17 protein-coding genes, 16 tRNA genes and 2 rRNA genes are annotated in these 20701 nt (G+C 37.1%); 5 read left to right on the plus strand and 30 right to left on the minus strand.

Translation table 11 applies throughout. The features are described from left to right. Positions 1–13: 13 nt before the first annotated feature. A complete protein-coding gene (locus tag M1K46_RS15890) occupies positions 14–676 on the plus strand; it encodes a B3/B4 domain-containing protein (RefSeq protein ID WP_309144591.1) in 663 nt (220 codons plus the stop codon). Positions 677–787: 111 nt separating this feature from the next. Here the strand turns inward: M1K46_RS15890 and M1K46_RS15895 are convergent, their stop codons facing one another. After that, positions 788–3583: a YhgE/Pip domain-containing protein gene (locus M1K46_RS15895; RefSeq protein WP_256226737.1), complete on the minus strand. Its 2796-nt coding sequence runs from the start codon at positions 3581–3583 to the stop codon at positions 788–790. Between the two features lie 380 nt (positions 3584–3963). Next, positions 3964–4362, minus strand: a complete 399-nt coding sequence (locus M1K46_RS15900; protein WP_256226738.1) for a hypothetical protein — start codon at positions 4360–4362, stop codon at positions 3964–3966. 115 nt (positions 4363–4477) lie between these two features. On the opposite strand from M1K46_RS15900, the gene M1K46_RS15905 reads away from it, so the two are divergent. Together M1K46_RS15905 and M1K46_RS15910 are read left to right on the plus strand one after the other, a co-directional pair. Then, positions 4478–5323, plus strand: coding sequence for an abortive infection system antitoxin AbiGi family protein (locus M1K46_RS15905; RefSeq protein ID WP_256226739.1), 846 nt, complete (start codon positions 4478–4480; stop codon positions 5321–5323). Between the two features lie 5 nt (positions 5324–5328). Further along, complete coding sequence (locus M1K46_RS15910) at positions 5329–6540, plus strand: abortive infection system toxin AbiGii family protein (RefSeq protein WP_256226740.1); 1212 nt, start codon at positions 5329–5331, stop codon at positions 6538–6540. Between the two features lie 54 nt (positions 6541–6594). Here the strand turns inward: M1K46_RS15910 and M1K46_RS15915 are convergent, their stop codons facing one another. The 5 genes from M1K46_RS15915 to M1K46_RS15935 form a co-directional block, all read right to left on the minus strand. Continuing rightward, the gene (locus tag M1K46_RS15915) at positions 6595–6954 is read right to left on the minus strand and encodes a P27 family phage terminase small subunit (protein WP_256226744.1); all 360 of its coding nucleotides are present in this window, start codon (positions 6952–6954) and stop codon (positions 6595–6597) included. A 165-nt stretch (positions 6955–7119) separates the two neighbouring features. Next, positions 7120–7341 carry a hypothetical protein gene (locus M1K46_RS15920; RefSeq protein ID WP_256226745.1) on the minus strand — a complete coding sequence of 74 codons (222 nt, stop codon included), beginning with the start codon at positions 7339–7341 and terminating at the stop codon, positions 7120–7122. An 88-nt stretch (positions 7342–7429) separates the two neighbouring features. Then, positions 7430–7780, minus strand: a complete 351-nt coding sequence (locus M1K46_RS15925) for a phage major tail protein, TP901-1 family (RefSeq protein ID WP_256226752.1) — start codon at positions 7778–7780, stop codon at positions 7430–7432. Between the two features lie 98 nt (positions 7781–7878). Beyond that, the gene (locus tag M1K46_RS15930; protein WP_425590818.1) at positions 7879–9462 is read right to left on the minus strand and encodes a phage major capsid protein; all 1584 of its coding nucleotides are present in this window, start codon (positions 9460–9462) and stop codon (positions 7879–7881) included. Between the two features lie 1231 nt (positions 9463–10693). Next, entirely contained in the window at positions 10694–12070 is a 1377-nt protein-coding gene (locus tag M1K46_RS15935) for a DEAD/DEAH box helicase family protein (protein ID WP_256226755.1), read from the minus strand. A 357-nt stretch (positions 12071–12427) separates the two neighbouring features. On the opposite strand from M1K46_RS15935, the gene M1K46_RS15940 reads away from it, so the two are divergent. After that, positions 12428–13741, plus strand: a complete 1314-nt coding sequence (locus M1K46_RS15940; protein WP_256226756.1) for a metallophosphoesterase family protein — start codon at positions 12428–12430, stop codon at positions 13739–13741. Between the two features lie 18 nt (positions 13742–13759). Beyond that, on the plus strand, positions 13760–14179 hold the full coding sequence (locus tag M1K46_RS15945) for a hypothetical protein (protein ID WP_256226758.1): 420 nt from the start codon (positions 13760–13762) through the stop codon (positions 14177–14179). Positions 14180–14566: 387 nt separating this feature from the next. Here the strand turns inward: M1K46_RS15945 and M1K46_RS15950 are convergent, their stop codons facing one another. From M1K46_RS15950 to M1K46_RS16060, 23 genes are all read right to left on the minus strand, one after another. After that, positions 14567–15331 carry a phospholipase D-like domain-containing protein gene (locus tag M1K46_RS15950; protein ID WP_256226759.1) on the minus strand — a complete coding sequence of 255 codons (765 nt, stop codon included), beginning with the start codon at positions 15329–15331 and terminating at the stop codon, positions 14567–14569. Positions 15332–15403: 72 nt separating this feature from the next. After that, entirely contained in the window at positions 15404–15754 is a 351-nt protein-coding gene (locus M1K46_RS15955) for a hypothetical protein (protein WP_256226760.1), read from the minus strand. A gap of 441 nt (positions 15755–16195) precedes the next feature. Next, the gene (locus tag M1K46_RS15960) at positions 16196–16564 is read right to left on the minus strand and encodes a MerR family transcriptional regulator (protein WP_256226763.1); all 369 of its coding nucleotides are present in this window, start codon (positions 16562–16564) and stop codon (positions 16196–16198) included. A 31-nt stretch (positions 16565–16595) separates the two neighbouring features. Further along, positions 16596–17459, minus strand: coding sequence for a hypothetical protein (locus M1K46_RS15965; protein WP_256226764.1), 864 nt, complete (start codon positions 17457–17459; stop codon positions 16596–16598). Positions 17460–17616: 157 nt separating this feature from the next. Further along, complete coding sequence (locus M1K46_RS15970) at positions 17617–18543, minus strand: tyrosine-type recombinase/integrase (protein ID WP_256226765.1); 927 nt, start codon at positions 18541–18543, stop codon at positions 17617–17619. 140 nt (positions 18544–18683) lie between these two features. After that, positions 18684–18768: transfer RNA gene (locus M1K46_RS15975), tRNA-Leu, on the minus strand. Positions 18769–18807: 39 nt separating this feature from the next. Then, positions 18808–18896: transfer RNA gene (locus tag M1K46_RS15980), tRNA-Leu, on the minus strand. A 17-nt stretch (positions 18897–18913) separates the two neighbouring features. Then, positions 18914–18988 (minus strand) — tRNA-Cys (locus M1K46_RS15985). 19 nt (positions 18989–19007) lie between these two features. Beyond that, positions 19008–19082, minus strand: a tRNA-Gly gene (locus tag M1K46_RS15990). A 5-nt stretch (positions 19083–19087) separates the two neighbouring features. Continuing rightward, positions 19088–19162 (minus strand) — tRNA-Gln (locus M1K46_RS15995). A 5-nt stretch (positions 19163–19167) separates the two neighbouring features. Next, a tRNA-His gene (locus M1K46_RS16000) sits at positions 19168–19243 on the minus strand. 4 nt (positions 19244–19247) lie between these two features. Beyond that, positions 19248–19321, minus strand: a tRNA-Trp gene (locus M1K46_RS16005). A 29-nt stretch (positions 19322–19350) separates the two neighbouring features. Next, positions 19351–19434 (minus strand) — tRNA-Tyr (locus M1K46_RS16010). 78 nt (positions 19435–19512) lie between these two features. Beyond that, positions 19513–19588, minus strand: a tRNA-Thr gene (locus M1K46_RS16015). Positions 19589–19596: 8 nt separating this feature from the next. Beyond that, positions 19597–19672 (minus strand) — tRNA-Phe (locus tag M1K46_RS16020). 4 nt (positions 19673–19676) lie between these two features. Continuing rightward, positions 19677–19752: transfer RNA gene (locus tag M1K46_RS16025), tRNA-Asp, on the minus strand. Positions 19753–19756: 4 nt separating this feature from the next. After that, positions 19757–19833: transfer RNA gene (locus M1K46_RS16030), tRNA-Met, on the minus strand. Between the two features lie 92 nt (positions 19834–19925). Next, positions 19926–20001 (minus strand) — tRNA-Val (locus M1K46_RS16035). A 23-nt stretch (positions 20002–20024) separates the two neighbouring features. Then, positions 20025–20099: transfer RNA gene (locus tag M1K46_RS16040), tRNA-Glu, on the minus strand. A gap of 16 nt (positions 20100–20115) precedes the next feature. Beyond that, positions 20116–20207: transfer RNA gene (locus M1K46_RS16045), tRNA-Ser, on the minus strand. A 6-nt stretch (positions 20208–20213) separates the two neighbouring features. Further along, a tRNA-Asn gene (locus tag M1K46_RS16050) sits at positions 20214–20288 on the minus strand. 9 nt (positions 20289–20297) lie between these two features. Then, a 5S ribosomal RNA gene (gene rrf / locus M1K46_RS16055) occupies positions 20298–20413 on the minus strand. Between the two features lie 188 nt (positions 20414–20601). Further along, positions 20602–20701 (minus strand): 23S ribosomal RNA (locus M1K46_RS16060); the annotation flags it as partial.

The following is a 20701-nucleotide window of genomic DNA, read 5'->3' on the forward strand; positions in this document are numbered from 1 at the left end:
CCAAGGTGATCTGATGATAAAACTAGCAGAGGATATTAAAAAGCTTGTCCCTTCCTTTAAACTGGGAACAATACTATATCATGATATCGTGATTGGAGAATCACCGCAAATGCTAAAGGGCAGATTCCAATTATTTCTTGAATCGCTGAAATTGGATGCTGAGCAGCTCAGTGTATCTGACAACCCCGGGGTTCAGGAATGGAGAAAAACCTTTAAGATGCTTTCCATGGATCCCTCCAGATACAGACCTTCTGCAGAAGCCCTGCTTCGAAGAGTTTATAGCGGAAAGGACATAGGTTTGGTCAATTCAGCGGTAGACGTTAATAATTTCTTTTCTCTTCAATATGGTGTACCTATCGGGATTTATAATGCAGCAGCGTTAAGCGGTGAGGTTGAAGTAAGGCTTGGCAGTCCTGAGGATCAATACGAGGGATTAAACGGCCGTTTAATGAACATGGAGGGCAAACTGCTATCCTCTGATGCCAACGGCCCGTTTGGCAGTCCAATCGTTGACTCCAAGCGCACAATGACTTCCCCTGATGTGACAAGTGCGCTCCAGATCGTTTACTTGCGCCCTTCCATGTCAACAGAAGAAGCAGCCAAACTACTGGCTGCGATTGAAAAAATGTTTATCCAGATTCATGGCGGTTCTGCAGAATCTTTTATCGTTCAATAAAAAAAGCGCAGTACTTCATTTAAAACGAAGTACTGCGCTAAAACCTACAACTGCCTTGATTCAATATAGTCCCAAACTTCAAATAATATGACAACCTGTTATATTATTTTTTTATGCTCTCAGTCCTGCTGTGTCATCTTGTGACTTATAACTTCCGCTGCTTATAAGCATGACTGCAAACGCCAGAAGAGCAAATACTGCAAGATAGATAAACAGGACACTTGCATTAAATAAGGCGGTTCCTGGAGCATCCAGAGATAGAACAGACTTAAATCCTGCAATGCTGTACCTAAACGGCAGGAACTCACTTAAAGTCCGCATATTGGCAGGGAGCATGTCAATTGGAAGATTCGCTCCTGTAATGGAAAGCTGGAGCACAACAAATGCCAGTCCAAGAAACCGTCCAATCACTCCGAGTGCAGCAAAGAAGCTGACAATTGCAGAAAATACGATACTAACAAAAATAGCGAATAGAACAAATCCTGCCGGGTTCTCAACGTTTACTGCCAAGACCATAACAACAATGGAAAGCAGCAAAGCTTGAGCAATAGCCAGAACGGATAAATTCATAAACTTTGCACCGAACCAGGCAGCTGCTGATACGTCTTCCGGTCTTTTGAAATTCATGAACATGGACATGATCAAAATTCCGGCAAACAATGCAAGAGTTAATACATAAGGAGCTGTTGAATCACGATAATGCGGATATTTGAACACCTTATCGCTCTTTAATTTCACTGGTGAAGCAAACATGTTGAAATTCTTCTGATCAGGGGTTTTCAGGCTGCTTGTTTTAGCTGCTCCATCTTTCAATCCCGAAGCCAGTTCAGCTGAACCATCATTCAGTTTTTGGGCACCATCATTTAACCGGGTGACACCTGAAGTTAAATCTCCCCATCCTTTTTCCACTGTTGCATTTCCATCACTAACCTGCATCGTTCCTGAATGGATTTTATTTGCACCTGATGTGAGGTCTTTCCACCCTTTATCAACGTCTGCGTTTCCATCGCTGACCTGTCCAGACCCGGCATATAGTTTACTTGTACCGTCAGTCAGCTTATGCCATCCTTTATTGACATCGGCATTCCCATCTCTCACCTGGACTTGTCCATCATGGATTTGGGTTGTGGCACCTTTTAGGTCCTTCCATCCTTTATTCACTGAAGCATTTCCGTCTGATATTTGGCCTGCGCCTGCATCAAGCTTCGTAACACCATCCGTCATCGTCCCCCAGCCCTTATTGACGGTTGCGTTGCCGGCTGCAATCTGTGACGTGCCTGCATGAAGGTCACCGACTTTAGTTACCATGGTATTCCAGCCATCTTTAATTTGCTGAGTTCCATTTTTTAATGCTGGCACCTTCTCGTTGAGCAGTCCTACACCATTATCAATAGTTCTTTGGCCTTGAACCAGTTGCTTTATCCCATCTGCAACTGATAAATTACTTGGTACATCATGTTCAGTTAGTGTTGCAGCAATGCCATTTGCACCCTGTTGTAGTTTTTCTAACTTTATCTTATTTTCCGGTTTATTGGCGGCATCAGATAAAGCTTTACCTGTTCCTACGATTTTTTGCAATTTAGGATCATTTTGCAATTCAGGGTGTTCTTTTAAAAATGCCTGTAGATCAGAGGATAATTGCTGCAAGCCCCCTCCTAATGCTTGTGATTGAGCGGTAACATCACCAATGCCAGCTGCAACCTGCTGACTTATAGGCAATACCTTTTCTTTAAGAGCACCTTGTGTCTGTTCTAAACCTTTTAACAGGTCAGATGTTCCTTTTTTAAGGTCAGGTATCTTTTGATTTAGCAAATCTGCACCAGCTGCCAAATCCGCAACACCTTGCTGTTTTTCCTTGAGATTGTCTAGCAGCAATCCTGTCCCCTCATTCGCGGCTTGTGATCCTGCCGCTAAAGCAGCTATGTTTTTTGAGCCGCCTTTTAATGAAGTTAAAAGTTCATCTGTTCCATTTTTAAGAGTCTGTGAGCCGTCAGCAAGACGTTTGATATCCCCTTGCTTATCAGTCAAGGATTGGAGCATTTGTCCTGTGCCTTTTTCCAAATCACTCGTTCCGTCCGCTAGCTTTTTAATATCACCCTGCTTGCCTGTCAAGGATTGAAGCATTTGTCCAAGGCCATTGTTGACCTGCGCCGAGCCATTGGCTAATTTGGTAATATCATTCTGCTTTCCAGACAGGGATTGAAACATCTGCCCTGTTCCTTTTTCAAGTTCTTTCGCTCCTGCAGCAAGTCTGGATATATCGCCTGATTTATTTGTAAGCGATTCCAAAAGTGTGCCGGTTCCTTTCTGTAAATCAGATGTGCCTCCATTTAGCTTTGAAGAACCGTCTGCAGCCGTCTGAAACCCGTCAGACACATCTTTCAGGCTGACAAACATATTGTTCACGTATTTCTCCGTAATCCGGTCTGCCAGCTTTTCCCGGATCTGTGCTGTCGCGCTCTTTGTAACCTGTGCAGCCATAAAGTTTAAACCTTCATTCTGCACATACTTCAATTCCGGTTTTTGAGGATCGGTTGAGAGAACGGTCGTTACCTTCTTAGAGAAATCTTTGGGGATTTCAATGACCATGTAATACTTCAAACTCTTCAACCCGCTTTTCGCCTCATCGGAATCAACAAATTTCCAGCCGAGGTCTTTTCCTTTTTCCAGATCAGCGACTAAATCCTTTCCTGCATTAATCGCCTCACCATCTGTATCAGCTCCCTGATCTTTGTTAACGACCGCTACCGGCAGGTTTGACAGGTTGTCATATGGCCCCCACCTAGGAGACAAGAGTATCCCGCCGTACACAACAGGTACGAGCAAGGTGATAATGACTGAAATCAGCAGCCCCTTTTTCGCTGCCAAACCAGCCATCTCCGCCTTGAACAAACTAAAGACCTTCATCCGCTATTCCCCCATGCTTAAGATTAAAATAAAATACAGGCGAAGGGCTTATGACCAATCACCTATACTAGCACTAAGTATTCTAATAAATGACAAAAAAATCCTTTCTTTTTATGTCTGAAAATTAAAAATATTTTTTATGAACAAAAAAAGAGATCTGAAGTTAATTCAGATCTCTTAGCAGCCCTTTAGACAAAGGGAATATTCATTATGTATGGTACCGGTGGTCGGGGTCGAACCGACACTCCGTGAGGAACACGATTTTGAGTCCCTATCCAGAACCAAACTCTGGCTAACAGCATTATATATGAACTCGTACACTTTTAAGTAAAATCGCGGAATAAGATTCCATTTAATTATACCCTTGTTTTTAGGAAAATTCAAAATTTCTTCTTATTGAACTTACATAACCCCTGCTTTTTATATTTCTGGATAAGCCCTACTTCAAACTTCCTTGCGTCGTCTTCTTCATCAAACTCTCCGACAAATTTATACATCAATTGTCCATCCTGCATTAATTGCCTGTGTTCCGAGTTTCTTCTATTAGAATAGCGCCTACACCGATACCAAACTCCAGAACCCACATACACAACTTCCTCACCCAACCAATGCTCATAAACAACAAACTTTTCAGCTTTTCTGTAGGCAGCTGAATTGAGTTTGTTCCTTATTATATGTTGTATGATTTTTTGAAAAGTCGTTCCGTAGATATTAGCAATGTCTTGATTTGTCATTTTATCTGTCAAATGTCGAATTAGTTGTTCCCTTGTAGGTAACATTTAACCACCTCCGATACCTTTATATCTGAGGATTTTTAAATGTAAACTTTTCAACTCAAAGATGAAATAAAATGGTAAAATATTCATTGATAATAAATAGAAAAGGTGCGAATAAATGGCTGATAAATCGGATGTAACTTTAATTAATTTAAACGGCACTCCCGATATCATCACTGATTTAAGCTTTATTAGACCCAAGCAAAGTGCCAATGTATTAATTAAATTTATGACAAAGTTAGACTATATTAAAGATATATTATCAAAAAGAGCTATCATCCCAAGATATTACGAAGAAAAAGTAGATTATTTAAACCTTTCTAATATAGAAAAGGTCGCGTTTCCTATGAGTTGTTTTTGTGATATTCATTTAAATAAATTAAAGCCACATATGCGACATTACGGTGATTATGGTATTGGGCTTAGTAAGGAATGGGGAATTCAACAAGGCATTCAGCCTATACATTACATAAACAACTTTTCCTTTCTTACCCACGAATTCACTGAAATATTTAATAGGTCTTTAAACTCTTCTGAAGAACAAAGAGAAAGTTTAGAGATTTACAATGATTTTGTGCTTCATACTTTGTTGTACATGAAACCAATTGAGGGAGAAATGATTCTTTCAAACTCCGAGTATGAAAAGCGAAATTTTCATGATGAAAAAGAATGGAGGTTTATACCAGACTTTACTAATGTTAAAACAGACCTGCCTTTACTTATCGACCAAGAACAAATGAATCCCAAAAGTTATAACACATATTCTGACGGATTAAGACAAAGAGAAGAATTATGGTTGAAATTTAATTTTGAAGCAATAAAGCATATTATCGTAAAAGATCAATCCGATAGAAAAGAACTAATTGAATATATTTTGGAAGAGAAAATTTGCGAATCTGAATTTGAAAGGTATGTTTTATTTTCTAAAATTTTGGTGTTTGATGAATTAAGAGAGGATTGGTAAGAGGGATGTTTGCTAATTTTGAAAACGCGTTTTTCAAGAAAAAAGAAGCCAAAATGAAAATACCCAAAGAAGTCATAGCATCTTTAAGTGAAAAATTACCCAATGGCTTTGTTTATGCTGACTTTGGAAATGGCGCAGTAGGTATAACTCCTGAATCAGGAAAGGTCACATTCAGTGGACTTCAGCCAATTTTCCCAGAAGATTTCCCAAGTAATTTTAAACCAAAATCTTTAAAAGAATTAACCGAATATATGTATCGAACTCAAACTAGCATAAAACTAAAGGCTAATGATAATAAATTCACTATCAATGGCCAAAATTTCGACGTGGATGAAGTTATTAAATTTCCTTTTGAGAATAGTAAAGCTTCTGAATTTGAACTTTATATGTACCCTTCCCCTTTTCAACCTGCATTTGAAATTACACTTAAAGGGATAGGTGTGACAAAAAATCTATTTATTGAACGCCAACCATACGACAACATGAATATGAGCTTCTTTAAAAGTACTGGTAATAGATCCTTTGAAATATCATATTTATTGGACGAGACTGATGGCACTATAAAGTTCAATTTCAACTTAAATATAGCGGTTGCTAAGAGTGTTAATGAAGCTCTAGATGCATTAAGATTATATGTCTCATGTATAAAAGGAAGTCTTTTGATAAACGGAAACATACTATTACCAAAACCTTCATCTCCTGATTTTGAAGAAGAATCAATTGATGAAACCATTCTATTTTGGGAAAAAGTAAAAACTCTACAGGAAATCCTAAATGTTGTGTTTATTCCTCAACGGCAAACTGAAGAAGAGGATGTAATTTTAATTGAACAGCTGTATCGTTCATTTTATGAAAAAAAGCCCTTTAAAGAATATATCCCAATTAAATCTTTTACGGTGAATGGACTCGAAAGCGAGAAATTTGAAGATATATTAAATAAAGATGGTCTGTCTCTTCAATTTACAAACCCTATTAGTGCTGATGTATTTGGTGTTAAACTAGACTTGTATAGTCTCGTCGCTTATTTTGACCTTAAAGTTGTAGACATCAAACCCTTAGCGGATAACAATTCTAAACATCAAATAATAGTGCAGCCCATAGAAGGTAAAAAGATATACCAATCCGTACTGTATTTTTTAAATGCAATTGATGCTAATACTTACAGACAACAAACAAATATATCTGATTTACAAAATGCTGAAATTATAAAAATCTAAGTTATAAAATCAAATAACCCCAACCACATTACTATTCATTGTAGTGTGGTCTTTTTATACAATTCCTAGCACCTTTAGAAGGGGATCCTGACTTAAGTCTTCCGGCTTTGCTTGTTCCTCTTTGAATTTTTGAGAAGCATCTAATCCTAGCAGTTTGAAACTCTCAATAATTTTTGACTGAGCTTTCATTTGTGTGCTTACAGAAGGATGCTCTTTTTTGCCATGAGGACCCATTACCGTATAGCCATCTTTAAAAAGTTCTCTTTCACAAGCTTCTACTGTGGCTAGGTTAAATGCCAGGCGTTCAATTATAATCTGATTAGTTGGGTCGAGCTTACCGATCTTTTCTAATTCATCCGTGACATACTCAAAGTAACGAATTGCAGTTTGATCAAAATGTTCTGGTGCTTTCATATACCAGGTCTCCTTTACAATATTTTACATAAAAATAGTTTTTATAAAAAACTCAGGTGTTGTGAGTAGACCTTTCCCCGTTATATCTGTGTGTTTTAACGTTTTTTCTAAAAAGGAGAGGCGATACTCCTCAACTTCCCAGAAATTTAAAAATTGAAATTGAACTCAATACCATTTGCGCAAGTATCCATAAGATACTTCATCAATGCCTAACGAACGCAGCTTTAAGTTCACTCGTTCAAGTAGTTGGTAACGATCAACCTTCTTCTCAGTCTTTCTTATCAACATGATGTAGTACTTGGCAACAGCTTCAGCTACAACGAATCGATACGTCTGTTCGTCGAGGCTATCTTCAAGTGCTTTAAGATGTAACATTATTTCGCTCATTCATCTATCCATCCTCTCTGTTAGTTAGTTATGTGCTTATAAAATAAAAGAAGAAAGGATCATAAAGATCCTTCCTCAGTTGATTAGATTAAACTGCTGGTACTAATGCTAATGCACCATTACCCTCGAAGCTAAGACTGTAATCCACGAGGTCATCATATGATGGGAACTCCAGGTAGATATCTACATTCTCGCTATTAAGGAAGGCTGTCTCTAATAGAGCGTATGCTTCATCTGATTCAACAAATGCACCATCTGCGTCCACACTCCAAGATTTAAAACCTTGTAAGCTCTCCTTCCAATAACCGGCCGTGTCCTTACTGGTCGCGTCAATCGACTCCGCGCTGCGACTTAGTGAAGCATTTTTTTGACCTGCAAGCAGTTTTCCGGTTGCTACGTCCATAACGAAAAGTTTGACTTTCATTCCTGACATTTTCATAAGTTATTTCCTTCTTCCTTTTGATTGAAATTAAAAAAGGAAGCCAGGATTACCTGACCTCCAAATCTTTGTGAAACATTGAGCATGATTAGATAAAGTTAAGCAGTAACAGTCCCTTTTGCGATGGCGTCATAGTTGTGCACTCTACCGTCGCCTATGAATTCTGCAGCAAATGCAATTGAACCACGCACAAGTTGAATAGTGTCAGGAGTTACTTGTTTAACCTCTAGTTCCTTAGCAACCCCAACGGTGTAGCAGTCAGCAATGCTACCAAATAGAACTGGAACTTCTCCGACATTTCCTGCTGCTAATGCAGATGAAATTTCAATCTCATGGCCGAATAAAGTTGGAACATTTTTGTCTCCTACTTTAACAGTCTGGACAATGTATTCTCCATCTCCACCCGTTGCAGCAGCAACCTTTTCGTAAAATGCTCTACTCATGTACCAAGATGAATTTCCAACATAGTCTTCATTGACTGCAAGATAAACTTTCCTAAGTTCTGAAATAACAAAAGCAGAATTAGAAATGTTCTTTGAAGTAACATTTGTATCTGGAGCAATTCCTTTGAACTCATTTGCAGCTGCGCCAGCTAAGATCGATTTCTCAATTCTCTTGATGGTACGCCTTGCTAACAATTCTTTTGAGTAGCTAGACAAGTCTGTTCCTGAGTCAAAAACTAACTGTTTTGAAAGAGAAATTGCTTTTGCTACTCTACGTTTTTGAAGCTTAGCGAAGTTGCTTAGATTCAATGCAAGTTCTGATGCTGAAACATCTTCATCAACAAAATCTGCATCGCCTAAAGCTGTTTCGTAAGGAATTTGTAATTCTGCACCAGTGAATGCAATTTTACGAGCTTTTGAAAATACAGATGATGTGCTTTCAGCTTTCCTTACGATTTCATCAACTTGAACACCTCTGCCAACTGTTACTTGTGCAGTTTGTTGAAGCACACGAAGTTCTTCAATTTCTTTTTTCAATTCTTGTATCATTTTTTCTTCCTCCTGTAGTTGGGTCAATTTTCTTTGTTCCTTTTCAATCAATGAGCCAACATTGACACCAAGTTTCTTCATGTCTCGAAGATTCTCGATGGATCGCTGCTGCTTAGAAATTTCAATTAAGTAATCAACTTCTGATTCACGTTTTTCTTCTTTTAGTTCTGGTACGTTGACTTCTTCTACAACATTGATACCGCGAGCTGCAATACTTGACTGGCTGTACGCTGGATCGCGAACAACAGAAACTTCAAACAGTTCAAGCTCTTCAATCGTTCTTTCAAAAAGACCGTTACCAAGCGACTTCCATGAATCTCGAACAGTTCTAAATCCGAATGACATATTTCGATGAATTCCAGATTTGATCAGCTCATAGTAATCTTTACCGTAAGAAGTTGGAGCGATCGTCGCTTCCATGTAAAGGCCTTCTGCATCCTCTTTAAGATGAAGAGAATTATTTCTCGTTGATGATAAGATTTGTTTGCTGTCGTGCTCTGCGAGAAAGTCTATATCTCTTTGGGCATTACTAATTGCTTTTGAGAAAGCACCTTTAGCGATCTTCTCAACGAATCTTTTAGCAGTTCCGAGCACTTCACTCAGCTGCCCTGTCTTGTTCACGTAACCGGATACTGTCATAGTCCCGTCTTCTTTAGCACGAAGTTCGGCATCCTTGAAACGTAATTCCATGTCTTTCATAAGCTCATCACCTCCATAAAATTTGTTGTTGCTTCGGCAAGCAACTAAATGGCAAAAAAATAAAAAGACGCATCCCCTGCGGTGGATACGCCTAATTACTTTTTCAAAATCAATAGGAAAGATAGATATGGTTGTCTCAGACGAGTGAGACATCTATTAGATGCAGCGAGGACAGTGCTGCACAGAATGTTTAAAGTAAGAAGACGTATCTAAGATACGTCCAGAAAGAAGATCACGCAGATAAGTACGATATTGCAGCATGATACGAGAGTGATGGCTCTCGTACAAATTTTTATCCTTATTAAAAACTAAAGAAAGGAGGTTGCCCAAGAGTATGACGGGCTCTTGAGCACCAATGACAACTACTAAAGGCGAATCGGAGTACGCCTCAATTTAGTCTTTAATAAGAATAAAAAAAAGACTTCCTCGCATAGGGAAGAAGCCTTTATTTGTTAACAATCAGTCGCTCGAGTTTTTCAACTGTCATGGCGTACTTTGATTCTTAACTGCAGCAACTGTAGGATTTCGCGTATATACAAAATAGAAGAGACGCCGAGAAAGCAACTTCTTCTATTGCGTCCACAAAGGACGCTAAGTTTATATTCTTGTTTAACGTGGATTTAGCTTGTAACTTATAAGAATTCGGAGAGAAATTCTATTATGATCTTTTTACCTGGCTGTGATGGTTACTACCGTAGAGGACGTTTACGTGTAATGCTAAATCCACTTAAACAAAAATACAAAAAAGATTCGAGAGAACATCGCTGAACTCTCGAATTTCGTACTCAAGCTCGCAGATCCCACTCTGTTCTGAATACGTTTTGAAAGACTGAACCAATGATGAAAAAGAACATGATGCAAAGAAGAAAGAAAGGAGTATTAATGACAACTCACAATCGTGTATGTTGGCATCCGAAGATGCACGAAAATTCACCCTAAAGAGCCAGGGCTGGTACATAGCCGAGGCTCATTTTGGGGGAGTGCTAACAGGGAAGGAGTGGCCCTGTTAGACTCGGTCTTACCCAACTTAGAAACTCGTCTAGAAGACAGAGAGAAAGAGAAAAGCCATTGCTTGCTTAAGCAACGACTCTCTAATACATATATATACCAGAAAGCTTTACTGTACACGTTTTTTGGAAGTTTTTGTAATTTTTTTCCTAATAAAAAGCAAAAAAAATAAGCCAGCGAAGTGACTTAGTCAAGTCGATCTTTCGCTGAGCTTTTAATCGTTCTGTTCAATAATGTGGAATTTTATTTGTCTTCCATCAATCCTGGTCTTTCCGGGCTCAACTTTGAATCCATTTTCAACTAACATCTTGCTGATGCTGGTCCATTTCAGTCCTCGTCCATGTCCATTAATCAAATTTAATTCTTGAACAAATTCATCTTTCTTTTCTTTTGTTAATGGAATTCCGATATATTTTTCAATTTTTGTCGGACATAGTTCTACAACTGATCCATCTCGTTTGATTGTTTCAATCGAACCACTTTGATTCAAAGTTACTAAGTTTTCAATGTCATGCCTGATTCTTCCTCGTACTTGAGTAATGACCTCCGAGTTTCTGCTATGAACTACAACTGTCTGAGCATTGTTTTCTTTGTCGAAAATGTTATATCCTGTTTCATAGGCAGCATTAATGATTACTACATCAACATAGTCTGGAATTTCTTCGAACTCAACAATATGCTCACGAACTTTTCTGGACAAGTTGTCCATCTTCTTTTCATTGTTAATGCTCCATAAGCAAGCTACATTAAAACCATCTCGTTCTAATTTTTCTCGAACTTCTTCAGCTTTCTTGATAGTTTCAACATACATTAGAATCTTATTATCTTCAGATAGGTCGGATTTTCTAAGCTCTTTCAAAATGTTGTTTATGTTCGTATATACCTTTTGACTGTTGAACAAATACCCTCGTAGTTCATTCTCAGAAACGATCTTGTTGCAAGTATAATTGAAGCTTTCTTTAAGAAGTCTGATAATCCTGTAAGGAGTTGCTGTCATAAACAAAGTTTTGAAAGTTCCTTTATCAGTTGCCATAACAATTTTTTCTAATGCTTTGAACAAAACTGTTTCTTCTTTCTTGGCTCCAAGTTGTAGATCGTAACCAATGTATTTTGCTAAATTATGAACTTCATCACAGCAAAGAAATTTGATGTTGTTCAAAAAGCTGGTATCATTACTTTTATTTAAGATATGAGCAAATTTTTGATAAGTCATACAAATGGCTCGATTGTCTTTCTTAAGATCTTCGTTTAATTGAATTCCAAATCCATGTCCCAGAAGCTGATCTTCATTAAAAGACATTGTTGCTCTTACAGAAGAGTCATAAGGTTTCAAGTATTCATCATACTTACTTAGCAATGATTCTTCTAAAACCGAAGTATCAACTAAATACAAGATTCTTTCTTTATTCTTTGCCTTTTTAACTACTTCATCTATGAAGAAAGTTGTTTTTCCTGTTCCACATGGAGATTCAATCAAATTAATGATGCCATCAATTATTTTTGAATAAGTAACTAATTCAGATACATATCGAGCTTTAAATCCGTTTGCAAGTTTCATAGATTGCCAGTACATTTCATTGTGAGATTTCATTTCAATTCCTCCGATTGATTCATTTCTCTCTCTCTTTATTACTATATCTGAAGAAACAAAAACGTAAATCAACCGGAGAAACTTTTGGAATTTTGGTACTAAACTGTACTTGTGTATATATACTCATGTACAAAATGGTACCAATTGCGATCAAGCTTCGCTTGTCGCATGGCAAAGGCTTTGCCTTTAGCCAGTACATAAAATGAGAATTTTATTTCTTATTTAACTAACGGGGCAGTTTAAGTGAAGAAGGAAAAATTGGAAGCGATGTAGAAATACTATGAATAATACAGTTGTAAATAATAGATGATATAGATTTTATTCCGATCTAATTTTATTAATACTTGAGGTGCCACAATGCATTTGCGTTTTTTACATATTTCTGATGTTCATTTTCAAGTTGAAAATTATCAATCTAGAAGAATGAGGATGAGGTTGTTAACAAAAATAAATGAGTTAAATCAAGTAAACCCATTTAATTTTGTTATTTTGACAGGAGATCTCTCTCATCAAGGGCAAGGTTTTAACGAAAATCAAATGAGATTTTTCGAAGAAATTTTACGTATCCTTAATTTATCGAAAAAACAAATCTATATTATTCCTGGAAATCATGACATCAGAAGAAATGATGATAGAACTGATTTGATAAATGAAATCGTTGAATCAAACAATCCTTCGAACACATTAGATGAATATCTTGAAGATGAGGAAAATAGGTCTAAAATATTGAGTAGTTTCGATTCTTTTTCAACCTTCTATTTTGATTTTTTAACAAAAGAATATCCCTTAAATGATATTCACTTTTTACTTGAAACAGAAAATTATAATATTGTGCATTTAAATACATGTCTCATTGCAAATAGAGCTGGAGAAGAAGGGGCATTACTTATTGGGAAGAATAAATTATTGGATTGTTTATCTATTTTAGGAGTAGATAATAATAAATTATCTATTGCAATTGGGCACCATACATTAGAATGTATGGCTGATAGTGATAAAAATGCTATGCTAAGTTTATTTGATGATTTTAATATTGATTTGTACCTTTCTGGTCATGTACATAGAGCAGCATACAATATAGAAGCAAATCAATATAATAATCTTTTAAATATTGTTAGTGCTGGAGTTCACTCGGATGAATATGCATTAGGAGGTTTCGGAGACTTTTTAATCCAGGATGGAGTTGCAAAAGTTTCCCAATATATTTGGAACAGTGAACATGAATATTGGACTTTAAATAATACGTTGGGTAGAAAAATGGAAAATGGCGTTTTGGAGTATCGCATCCCAAAATTCTCAAATAATAACAATAGATCTGAAGATGTAATAAATTATAATAAAGATAAAATAAAAAAAGAATTAAGTGAACTATTTTCAGAAAATGAACGAATTTTTAAGCAATATGGACCATTTAGTATTACAGCCCAGCATACCCCAGTTTCAGAGTTTGCATATATGTGGAAAGAAAAGTGCATTACTGATATTATTCCAAATAATAAAAAAATTTTAGAAATACTAGAAAGTAATAAAGAATTAATATCAGATGACAAATTATTTATTCTTGGTTTATATAAGAATCATATAGAAGGGTTTGAAATGAATCATATATCTAAATATAAAAGTTCTGACGTTCCTACATTTCCCAAAGAAATACTAACAATTCTAGACTAAATAAGGAGGAAGTTATTTATGCCTGAGGAAGGAAGATACAAAAAAATACCTAGACCAGAAAGTATCCAATATTTTTTAGATGCTATTGGTGGACACAATAAAGTAAGAAAAATTGAACAAGTCGAAGAACAACTTTTTAAGATTACCAAAACGAACGGAAGAAAAGTGTTGGTTCACTTGACCAATATTTATGCCGTAAGTGAAGCGGAAGTTATAGAAATTATGTCAAGTCATAGTCATATTGATGCTATTGTTACCATTAGCAATTGGAATAGTTACTCGGTAAGTGGAAAGGAAGTTGCGAAAGCTAACAAAATTGGGTTATTTCTCATGGATGAGTTTATGGGGGCTTTAAATTTTGAAGGAAACCTATTCATTAATTACCTTACTGCGTACCAGCGTGAACAACTTAAAAAAGCAAAACGTTCTTTATTCTAATTTAGATTTTTATCTTTTTGGTTCTTTACTTTATTCCAATTCACCCAATGATATTGATCTAATAATAGTTTATAATAAAGACGAAATTTCTATACAAGACATACTTCTTTTGAGAAAGAATTTGCATTGTTCTTTTTTTCATGAATTTAAAATAACCTTAGATCTTACTTTGTTGACTAAACAGGAAGAAAAAAGTTTAAACTTTATCCAAACAGAAAAAGCAATACCTTTACTCTAAACCACAAAAAAGGGTTTTCATTAAATGAAAGTTTTTTTCTTTGTGAAACATTGTACTTAAAGTAACGGGTTCTTTAGTTAAAGAAGCCAAGAGGGATCCCGCGGGGTCCTTTTTGTGTTTAGTTAATAAAATATTGATTTCATTACTCTCTATATTAGTTGCTTATTTTTCACAAATAACTCAATAAATTCATCTGCAAACTTCTTTACAAAATCTCTATCAAGTGCAGTTGCCAGGGTTTCATCGTTATTTCTCGCATTATTACTCCAATTATAAGAACCATGCATCACATATTCTAAATCAATTATGCAAAACTTATCGTGCATTCGATTAAATAACCTATCACCCTTTAACGGCACTTTTACTACTTCGAAATTTTGCTCTAAGACTGATATTAGAGATTGATTTGATTTTTCAGAAGAAGTTATTATTCCAATACTTACCCCTGCTTGCTTTCTTAGTAATAACTCCTCAAAAATATCTTTATCTGTAAACCATGCAACCGCAGCCCAAATTAAATATTTTGCATTTCTAATACCTTCAATTATTTCCTCTTTAATATCATCAAAAAAAACATCATGTTTATTAATTGGCTCTATATCAAGTTCGACAGGTTTAGGTTTGATTTTTAAAGCCCAAAATTCATAGTCTTGATAAGTATCCGTCGGCTTTATATATACATCAGATGCCACATCTTCCAGTACCTCAATTAATTCATTCGCTGTCCTCATCAAAGGGATAGGTACTCTTAAATAAACAAATTCACGATATTGATTTGGTTTACTAGCATAAGTACTTGTTCTCTCATATGTAATGATAGAGTTCCTTAGTATAGTAAGTAGTTTGTCTTTATTCTCGTAATCATTCCATTTAATTGTCTCAACCATTGTTTTTAAAAATTGTTGTTCTTTCATTACTTGAACCTCCTTAATCGCGATAACCATAATATACCATAAAGTAATGAAAAGACTGGCATTCAGCCAGCCTTAAATCGTTTTTATCTTCTTAATCTCCAAGTACATTTCTAGGTCCTTCCTTATACCTAAAGGGAATTCATTCAAATCTTTACCAGTTAGTTCATGGTTCAAACTAGCTTGGATGGTATTAAGAAATCTATTATAAACAACTTTACTGTCAATAAGATTTTGAATACTCCTTTTTTCAGATTCAAGTGGTCCAACATGGGTGAAATCGTTAACTCCATGTTTTGTGAAGACGGTATATTCTTCAAGGTATATCTCATGCAGCCTATTTTCAAGTTGTTTTTTTGTCATTTGGGCAACTTTGTCCTTTGCACGTGGATCCATTTTAAACTGTTCCTTATGTAGTATTTCCATTTTGATTCCTCCGTAGTGTTTGTTTTTTAATACGGAGTCATTATAGGTTCTCAATCAAGAACGTAAAGCGAAATCGTAAAATTTTTTTATTTTTCATTTTGAAGACGATGTAATATCATTTCAATTTCGCCAATTTTCCTTGCTAGAAAATCCACATCTTTTTTTAAAATTCTTCTCATTTTTATCCGATGGTTTTTCTGAATCTACCCACTCTTTATTGTAGTATTTATCGTACATCATCCCGAGCAACTTCCATCTCTGTTCGTTTTCCATTTCACTTATCAATTGCCGCGCTCGTCTGACTAGGATTCATTTATAAAAACTCCTTTTAATCGTCGGATTCTAAATGGCTTCGAATGTAATTTAAATTTCGAAATAATATATTTTATTATCCCTCTTTGTTTTGTTTAACACGGGTCAATCTAGAGCCTCTGAGAGCTATCAAAATGAATCTTTACCTCTAGATAATGCCAAGCTATTCAAAAGGTTGTTTAATTTTAAATCTATATAGTTAAATCGATTAATCATGTTGCTCTCGATTTCTTTTATAGCAAATAATACTTCTTTCGTGTCTTTCAATTCAGAAGCAAGCTGCTTTACTGCGTTTGACAACGTTATACCTGGTTCATTTTTTAGCTTTATTAGTTTTTTAAACATTTCAATGTCAGAGCTTGAAAACATTAATTTTCCTTGATTACTTCTTATAAATCTAAAGTTATGTTGTTCAAAAAGTAAGTAATACTTCTTCACTGTCGATGGTTTGATATCTAGAGTCTTAGCAACTTCCTCAACGTTTTTATACTCAGACATAATAAACACAATCCCTTCTAAGAATTTGTATTTATAACCAATTTGGCGTTCTGCTTTCCCTGTATGTATTACTACTTTTTGTTACAATTTCCTTCATTGTTTCCTCATAAGATAAAAATTCCTCAGAATGCTTATAATCTGAATTACTTGCCATTGTTTCAAGTGATTTATATACGTACCCATTTATTTTGTCTTGCGGTATTTTTATGGATCGTCCACTTTCTACAGTATCAGAAGCGAACTTTTCAATTAGTGTATTCCATTGCTTTTTGGTCCACCTGTTTAGAGAAAACTGAGTATAAAAATCATTAGCACAATCAATCAATACCTTTTTGAATTCATTGGAATCAAGGTTCTTGTAATTACAATCATTTATCTTTTTATTTTTATCTTGTTCTTTTTTATTTTTCTTTTTAATACATGAGCCCTTTGGTAAAGGCTTGCTGTGCCCTTTTGTCAATCCTAGGGTTTCCCTTTGGTCAAGGCTAGGATCACTTTCTGATGTCTCTTCATCTGTTGATACATTCAGGTCTTCCCTTTTGTCATTCCTAGGATTTCCCTCTATAAACACATCAAGAATTTTGTCAGTAATACGGAAATACTTCTTCGAAGGAACACCCATTACCTTTGTTTCAATATAGCCTGCTATCTCCAATTCCTTTATAGCCTTGAGCTGTTGTTTGTATGTTAATGCTGTTTCTTCCTGTAATGTTTCACTCGTCAAAAAGAAATATTCTTTATCCTCCTTTACTGTTAACATGTTCTTGCTGCTAAAGCTTTCATAACTTGAACAGAGTTGTCCAAAAATGATTGCACCATTTACAGATACCGAACGAGCAAGATCTTTATTGAACATCACAAACCCATTGCCACTTAACATTGATATAAGGTTCATTTTCCTGTCTCCTTCTTGACACAAAAGAAAAAGACTTGCTATCATCAAAGATGTAGAAGTTAATTCTTCTGCGTGCTTTTTTGGAGATGGTAGAGCCGCCAAACTCAAATACCATCTCTTTATTTATATTTTATAACACGAACACCAGTTCGTAAAATTATAGTTTCAATCCTTTTAATGCTCCAAATTGATTGTGTTTACGTTCAATATCCTCTCCCCAAAGATTGACGTAGCGTTTAGTTATGGTCATGTCTGAATGGCCTAATATCGTCATTAATGAGAAAGCATCTATGCCTGCTACAATCATTCGTTTGGCCATTGTATGCCTAAAGGTATGAGGGCTTACTCTTTTGCTTATTCCAGCCTGTAAACCGTACTTAGAGAACTTTGTTTGAATGCTATGTGGTTTCAGTTCCTTATTGTCATGGTTAATAAATAAACGATCTGTATTTACTGTTCCTCTTAGCTTTATATACCTGGCTAATTGCTCCTGAGTTACCTCTGACAAGTAAACAGTCCGTTCAAATAAATTCTTTGTCTGCCTAATGATGATTTTGTTTCCCCTAACATCTTCTACGTTGATTCCAACTAACTCCGATAATCGAACCCCAGTATCTAAAAAAACAAGCAGTATAACTTCATCCCGAAAACAAACAAATGACTTTTTCTTTCTAATCGTTCTGATCAATTGCTCAATTTCTTTATTGTCTAAAGTCTCAATTGTCTTTTGACGATCCCTGAGTAGCTTTATGTTCTTCATTGGACTGGAAGGAATGTATTTGTTCTTTTTAAGGAAGTTGTAGAGCGATCTAAGAGCCCTTAAACGAGTGTTTATTGTCGTTACCTTCATTAGCCTTTTACTTGTCATGATTAGCTCTTCTAGGTCCTTCTGTGTACATTCGACAAGAGACTTATCTAGAATCCGTTTAGCGGCATGAAATTCATTTTTGTAATACTCAATAGTGGCTGGCCGTAAATTCCTTAAATAACAGTCTCTAAAAAATAAATCAAACGCTTCTTCATCTGAAATCTTCTTCTCAATGACCTTTAATTCATCATTCGTTAATTTATTTTGTCTTCTCACTTTTCAACCTCCCAAGCAAATATAAGGAACACGATTTTAGGAACACGATTCTTACTTATTTTAGTCGTATTGATGAACGCAAAAAAAGACCTCTTACAAGTGTAAGAAGTCTTTTATATACATGCTGATTAGTTATGTAATGGTACCGGTGGTCGGGGTCGAACCGACACTCCCAAGGGAACACGATTTTGAGTCGTGCGCGTCTGCCAATTCCGCCACACCGGCATGCAATTAATCATTAGGCAGTTAAGTTATAAAATATTATGGTGCCGAGGGCCGGACTCGAACCGGCACGATAGTCACCTACCGCAGGATTTTAAGTCCTGTGTGTCTGCCAATTCCACCACCCCGGCGCTGGGGAATTATGTAGTGGAGGCGGCAACCGGATTCGAACCGGTGGATAAGGGTTTTGCAGACCCTGGCCTTACCACTTGGCTATGCCGCCAGAAACAAACAAGATAATATGGAGCGGAAGACGGGATTCGAACCCGCGACCCCAACCTTGGCAAGGTTGTATTCTACCACTGAACTACTTCCGCATTGATGGCTGGGCTAGCAGGATTCGAACCTACGAGTGACGGAGTCAAAGTCCGTTGCCTTACCACTTGGCTATAGCCCATCATATGGGGCGACTGATGGGAATTGAACCCACGAATGCCGGAATCACAATCCGGTGCGTTAACCACTTCGCCACAATCGCCACATGGCAGGGGCAGTAGGAATTGAACCCACACCAAAGGTTTTGGAGACCTTCGTTCTACCTTTAAACTATGCCCCTAAATTGTTAATGTGCAACTAAAATTTAGATGGTGGAGGGGGACGGATTCGAACCGCCGAACCCAAAGGAGCGGATTTACAGTCCGCCGCGTTTAGCCACTTCGCTACCCCTCCATGAGAGACAAATCCTATTTTAATACAAATTCATCTATTCTTCAAGAAGAAATTTCTTACAGTTCTTGAAAAGAAAAGTGGTGCCGGCTAGAGGACTTGAACCCCCAACCTACTGATTACAAGTCAGTTGCTCTACCAATTGAGCTAAACCGGCAAAAAAAATGGTGGCTCGAGACGGAATCGAACCGCCGACACGAGGATTTTCAGTCCTCTGCTCTACCGACTGAGCTATCGAGCCAAAATGGCGGACCCGACCGGGGTCGAACCGGCGATCTCCTGCGTGACAGGCAGGCATGTTAACCACTACACCACGAGTCCATTTTGGTTGCGGGGACAGGATTTGAACCTGCGACCTTTGGGTTATGAGCCCAACGAGCTACCAGACTGCTCCACCCCGCGATAATATTAAGCTTACGGACGATATGTCCGAGTTAATGACTGTCTCTTCCTCTACAAGCAAATTCTTGAATGTAGAAAAAGTTAAGTATTAATGGTGGAGGATGACGGGTTCGAACCGCCGACCCCCTGCTTGTAAGGCAGGTGCTCTCCCAGCTGAGCTAATCCTCCGAAAAAGTTATATGTATAAAAAATGGTGACCCGTACGGGATTCGAACCCGTGTTACCGCCGTGAAAGGGCGGTGTCTTAACCGCTTGACCAACGGGCCATATGTTGAAAAGTTATGGCGGAGAGCAAGGGATTTGAACCCTTGATACGGCGGTAACCGTATACACGATTTCCAATCGTGCTCCTTCGGCCACTCGGACAGCTCTCCAAAATATGGCTCCACAGGTAGGACTCGAACCTACGACCGATCGGTTAACAGCCGATAGCTCTACCACTGAGCTACTGTGGAATAATATAAGCCTGGCAACGTCCTACTCTTACAGGGGGAAGCCCCCAACTACCATCGGCGCTGAAGAGCTTAACTTCCGTGTTCGGTATGGGAACGGGTGTGACCTCTTCGCTATCGCCACCAGACATATTTTGAGGTATATTCCCTCAAAACTAGATAACTTTCCATCCAAACTTTCACTGATGCTAACGTCCAGCTCCATGAACCATATCCTCGAGGTCGTTTCAATCCCTCCTACGAACACCAAAAACGTGTTCTCGTCAGGATCTCCAACGCTTGTCGGATATAAACGGTTCATACCGCTTTTGTTAATAAGGATAAGCCCTCGACCGATTAGTATCTGTCAGCTCCACGTGTCACCACGCTTCCACACCAGACCTATCAACCTCATCATCTCTAAGGGGTCTTACTCA

It is taken from the genome of Fictibacillus sp. WQ 8-8 (assembly GCF_024494405.1).
Lineage (GTDB): Bacteria > Bacillota > Bacilli > Bacillales > Fictibacillaceae > Fictibacillus_C > Fictibacillus_C marinisediminis.

What these genes read in the sequence shown, in the direction of transcription:
- M1K46_RS15890 (WP_309144591.1), top strand. Translation starts at nt 14, where the DNA reads ATGATAAAACTAGCAGAGGATATTAAAAAGCTTGTCCCTTCCTTTAAA.
- M1K46_RS15895 (WP_256226737.1), bottom strand. Translation starts at nt 3,583, where the DNA reads ATGAAGGTCTTTAGTTTGTTCAAGGCGGAGATGGCTGGTTTGGCAGCG.
- M1K46_RS15900 (WP_256226738.1), bottom strand. Translation starts at nt 4,362, where the DNA reads ATGTTACCTACAAGGGAACAACTAATTCGACATTTGACAGATAAAATG.
- M1K46_RS15905 (WP_256226739.1), top strand. Translation starts at nt 4,478, where the DNA reads ATGGCTGATAAATCGGATGTAACTTTAATTAATTTAAACGGCACTCCC.
- M1K46_RS15910 (WP_256226740.1), top strand. Translation starts at nt 5,329, where the DNA reads ATGTTTGCTAATTTTGAAAACGCGTTTTTCAAGAAAAAAGAAGCCAAA.
- M1K46_RS15915 (WP_256226744.1), bottom strand. Translation starts at nt 6,954, where the DNA reads ATGAAAGCACCAGAACATTTTGATCAAACTGCAATTCGTTACTTTGAG.
- M1K46_RS15920 (WP_256226745.1), bottom strand. Translation starts at nt 7,341, where the DNA reads ATGAGCGAAATAATGTTACATCTTAAAGCACTTGAAGATAGCCTCGAC.
- M1K46_RS15925 (WP_256226752.1), bottom strand. Translation starts at nt 7,780, where the DNA reads ATGAAAATGTCAGGAATGAAAGTCAAACTTTTCGTTATGGACGTAGCA.
- M1K46_RS15930 (WP_425590818.1), bottom strand. Translation starts at nt 9,462, where the DNA reads ATGGAATTACGTTTCAAGGATGCCGAACTTCGTGCTAAAGAAGACGGG.
- M1K46_RS15935 (WP_256226755.1), bottom strand. Translation starts at nt 12,070, where the DNA reads ATGAAATCTCACAATGAAATGTACTGGCAATCTATGAAACTTGCAAAC.
- M1K46_RS15940 (WP_256226756.1), top strand. Translation starts at nt 12,428, where the DNA reads ATGCATTTGCGTTTTTTACATATTTCTGATGTTCATTTTCAAGTTGAA.
- M1K46_RS15945 (WP_256226758.1), top strand. Translation starts at nt 13,760, where the DNA reads ATGCCTGAGGAAGGAAGATACAAAAAAATACCTAGACCAGAAAGTATC.
- M1K46_RS15950 (WP_256226759.1), bottom strand. Translation starts at nt 15,331, where the DNA reads ATGAAAGAACAACAATTTTTAAAAACAATGGTTGAGACAATTAAATGG.
- M1K46_RS15955 (WP_256226760.1), bottom strand. Translation starts at nt 15,754, where the DNA reads ATGGAAATACTACATAAGGAACAGTTTAAAATGGATCCACGTGCAAAG.
- M1K46_RS15960 (WP_256226763.1), bottom strand. Translation starts at nt 16,564, where the DNA reads ATGTCTGAGTATAAAAACGTTGAGGAAGTTGCTAAGACTCTAGATATC.
- M1K46_RS15965 (WP_256226764.1), bottom strand. Translation starts at nt 17,459, where the DNA reads ATGAACCTTATATCAATGTTAAGTGGCAATGGGTTTGTGATGTTCAAT.